General features: G+C 49.7%; 9 tRNA genes and 3 rRNA genes (2 of these 12 only partly in view). All 12 read left to right on the top strand.

The features are described 5' to 3' along the window. Nucleotides 1-279, top strand: a 23S ribosomal RNA gene (locus ASO14_RS13860) (it extends 2,651 nt beyond the left edge of the window). A 132-nt stretch (nucleotides 280-411) separates the two neighbouring features. Then, nucleotides 412-527, top strand: a 5S ribosomal RNA gene (rrf, locus tag ASO14_RS13855). A gap of 11 nt (nucleotides 528-538) precedes the next feature. Continuing rightward, nucleotides 539-614 (top strand) — tRNA-Val (locus ASO14_RS13850). 9 nt (nucleotides 615-623) lie between these two features. After that, nucleotides 624-699, top strand: a tRNA-Thr gene (locus tag ASO14_RS13845). Nucleotides 700-703: 4 nt separating this feature from the next. After that, nucleotides 704-779, top strand: a tRNA-Lys gene (locus ASO14_RS13840). 16 nt (nucleotides 780-795) lie between these two features. Continuing rightward, nucleotides 796-880: transfer RNA gene (locus tag ASO14_RS13835), tRNA-Leu, on the top strand. A gap of 50 nt (nucleotides 881-930) precedes the next feature. After that, nucleotides 931-1,005, top strand: a tRNA-Gly gene (locus ASO14_RS13830). Nucleotides 1,006-1,010: 5 nt separating this feature from the next. Next, a tRNA-Leu gene (locus ASO14_RS13825) sits at nucleotides 1,011-1,099 on the top strand. Between the two features lie 28 nt (nucleotides 1,100-1,127). Continuing rightward, nucleotides 1,128-1,204, top strand: a tRNA-Arg gene (locus ASO14_RS13820). A gap of 4 nt (nucleotides 1,205-1,208) precedes the next feature. Then, nucleotides 1,209-1,285: transfer RNA gene (locus ASO14_RS13815), tRNA-Pro, on the top strand. Between the two features lie 22 nt (nucleotides 1,286-1,307). After that, nucleotides 1,308-1,383, top strand: a tRNA-Ala gene (locus ASO14_RS13810). Nucleotides 1,384-1,506: 123 nt separating this feature from the next. Next, a 16S ribosomal RNA gene (locus ASO14_RS13805) occupies nucleotides 1,507-2,500 on the top strand; it runs 554 nt beyond the window's last position.

Raw genomic sequence — 2,500 nt, 5'->3', positions numbered from 1 at the left:
GTGGGCGTAGGAAATTTGAGAGGAGCTGTCCTTAGTACGAGAGGACCGGGATGGACATACCACTGGTGTACCAGTTGTCTTGCCAAAGGCATCGCTGGGTAGCTATGTATGGACGGGATAAGTGCTGAAAGCATCTAAGCATGAAGCCCCCCTCAAGATGAGATTTCCCATTACGCAAGTAAGTAAGATCCCTTGAAGACGACAAGGTAGATAGGTTCGAGGTGGAAGTATGGTGACATATGGAGCTGACGAATACTAATCGATCGAGGACTTAACCAAAACAATTGTGTGTTTCAATGAACCGTTTATCTAGTTTTGAAAGAATAAAAATTATTTTAGAAAAACGATTGACATTCACTCGTTAAACTGATATAATAATTCTTGTCCTTAAGAGAAATCTTAAGAAAATAGTCTGGTGGCGATAGCAAAGAGGTCATACCCGTTCCCATGCCGAACACGGAAGTCAAGCTCTTTAGCGCCGATGGTAGTTGGGGGTTTCCCCCTGTGAGAGTAGGACGCTGCCGGGCTGTTATATAATGGAGGATTAGCTCAGCTGGGAGAGCACCTGCCTTACAAGCAGGGGGTCGGCGGTTCGATCCCGTCATCCTCCACCATCAAAATATGCCGGTGTAGCTCAGTTGGTAGAGCAACTGACTTGTAATCAGTAGGTCGAGGGTTCGACTCCTTTCGCCGGCACCATTTTGAGTCATTAGCTCAGTTGGTAGAGCATCTGACTTTTAATCAGAGGGTCGCAGGTTCGAATCCTGCATGACTCACCACTTTAATATTTACTATGCGGGTGTGGCGGAATTGGCAGACGCACTAGACTTAGGATCTAGCGCCGCAAGGCGTGGGGGTTCGACTCCCTTCACCCGCACCATAGTTTCTTATAATTTCATAACTGTCAGATAAAAAATATCTAAGCATATTGCGGAAGTAGTTCAGTGGTAGAACACCACCTTGCCAAGGTGGGGGTCGCGAGTTCGAACCTCGTCTTCCGCTCCAAATATGCCGGGGTGGCGGAACTGGCAGACGCACAGGACTTAAAATCCTGCGGTGAGTGATCACCGTGCCGGTTCGATTCCGGCCCTCGGCACCATTTTTAAAAACCGTATATACTTATTTTTGCGCCCGTAGCTCAATTGGATAGAGCGTCTGACTACGGATCAGAAGGTTGTGGATTCGACTTCTGCCGGGCGCACCATTTCCGGAATGTAGCTCAGCTTGGTAGAGCACTTGGTTTGGGACCAAGGGGTCGCAGGTTCGAATCCTGTCATTCCGACCATTAACAACATACCCATTATATTGGGGCCTTAGCTCAGCTGGGAGAGCGCCTGCCTTGCACGCAGGAGGTCAGCGGTTCGATCCCGCTAGGCTCCACCAAACATGAACCTTGAAAACTAAACAAGCAAGAAGATAATCACAAACAAGTCTTATCACGTTAAGTGAATAAGCAATTGTTATCAAAAGATAACGCTAGCAAAGCAAATGAGCTTTCAAACTACTTTTATGGAGAGTTTGATCCTGGCTCAGGACGAACGCTGGCGGCGTGCCTAATACATGCAAGTCGAGCGAATGACGAGAAGCTTGCTTCTCTGATTTAGCGGCGGACGGGTGAGTAACACGTGGGCAACCTGCCCTACAGATCGGGATAACTCAGGGAAACCTGGGCTAATACCGGATAATCCTTCGAATCACATGTTTTGAAGTTGAAAGGCGCTTCGGCGTCACTGTAGGATGGGCCCGCGGTGCATTAGCTAGTTGGTGGGGTAACGGCCTACCAAGGCAACGATGCATAGCCGACCTGAGAGGGTGATCGGCCACATTGGGACTGAGACACGGCCCAAACTCCTACGGGAGGCAGCAGTAGGGAATCTTCCACAATGGACGAAAGTCTGATGGAGCAACGCCGCGTGAGTGATGAAGGTTTTCGGATCGTAAAACTCTGTTGTAAGGGAAGAACAAGTACGTTAGGAAATGAACGTACCTTGACGGTACCTTATTAGAAAGCCACGGCTAACTACGTGCCAGCAGCCGCGGTAATACGTAGGTGGCAAGCGTTGTCCGGATTTATTGGGCGTAAAGCGCGCGCAGGTGGTTTCTTAAGTCTGATGTGAAAGCCCACGGCTCAACCGTGGAGGGTCATTGGAAACTGGGGAACTTGAGTGCAGAAGAGGATAGTGGAATTCCAAGTGTAGCGGTGAAATGCGTAGAGATTTGGAGGAACACCAGTGGCGAAGGCGACTGTCTGGTCTGTAACTGACACTGAGGCGCGAAAGCGTGGGGAGCAAACAGGATTAGATACCCTGGTAGTCCACGCCGTAAACGATGAGTGCTAAGTGTTAGGGGGTTTCCGCCCCTTAGTGCTGCAGCTAACGCATTAAGCACTCCGCCTGGGGAGTACGACCGCAAGGTTGAAACTCAAAGGAATTGACGGGGGCCCGCACAAGCGGTGGAGCATGTGGTTTAATTCGAAGCAACGCGAAGAACCTTACCAGGT

The organism is Kurthia sp. 11kri321, assembly GCF_001534765.1.
GTDB classification, from domain to species: Bacteria; Bacillota; Bacilli; order Bacillales_A; family Planococcaceae; genus Kurthia; species Kurthia gibsonii.
The sequence above is the reverse complement of the archived record's forward strand: the minus strand, read 5'-3'. Positions and strand labels throughout refer to the sequence as shown.